Below are 695 nucleotides of genomic sequence, written 5' to 3'. Positions count from 1 at the left end.
AGGCGAAGATCGCCACGAGTGCGCGGTCTCGAACGGCGGCCTCGCCATCCATCCAGTCGTGATCAAGGGCATCTTCGGCCCGCCAGTCGGCCCAGCGGACGAGCTCTTCTCGCGTCGCCGGTGACCAGAATTGTTGCGTCGCTCGCCCCCCGTTATCTACAGCTGGAAGTTCGTTCTCCGCGGCCTCGGTGCGGGCAGGATTCGATTGGAGCCAATCGCGCCGGGCTGCGTACGTCAACAGGCCGGCGACGACGTCGAAGTAGTTCTGTGCCGTCGACGCAGCGATCGCATTGCTCTCGGTTCGGCGTCGGAGCCGCGTCGCGTAGTTCGTGAGCAGTCGCTTCGAGACCTCGTCGATGTTCGTCACCCCGCGGTCTTCAGCCCACCCGATCCAGCGCTCCAGGATGTGCGTGGCGTTGCTCGCATAGACGCCAGAGTCCTGAGCCCCGAGATACAGGCGAGCAGCGTCTTGGAGCGTTGTCTCGCTGCCGCGATCCGTGGGGGTAGCGTCGTTCTGAGCGAGGTCTATCATCTGTGCTTCGCATACAGTGGCGACCCACTAATAGCCACTGCACACTACTGTTCTAATGTTAAGTGGGATAGCTCAGAATCTAACCTGCCGTAATCAGTCAATACAGCAGCTATAGCGCGAGAATATTGCCATAACAGAAGTGTATGAATTCTATATCGCTATA

The 695-nt window shown here is 59.4% G+C and carries 1 pseudogene; it reads right to left on the bottom strand.

What is annotated here, in order from left to right:
• A pseudogene (locus DEQ92_RS21125) lies at positions 1–532 on the bottom strand (recombinase XerD); the annotation flags it as partial.
• Positions 533–695: the final 163 nt, after the last annotated feature.

The sequence above is a fragment of the Haloferax sp. Atlit-6N genome (assembly GCF_003383195.1).
Taxonomy (GTDB): domain Archaea; phylum Halobacteriota; class Halobacteria; order Halobacteriales; family Haloferacaceae; genus Haloferax; species Haloferax gibbonsii.
Note: the sequence above shows the minus strand (reverse complement) of the source record. Positions and strands in the feature narration are given on the sequence as shown.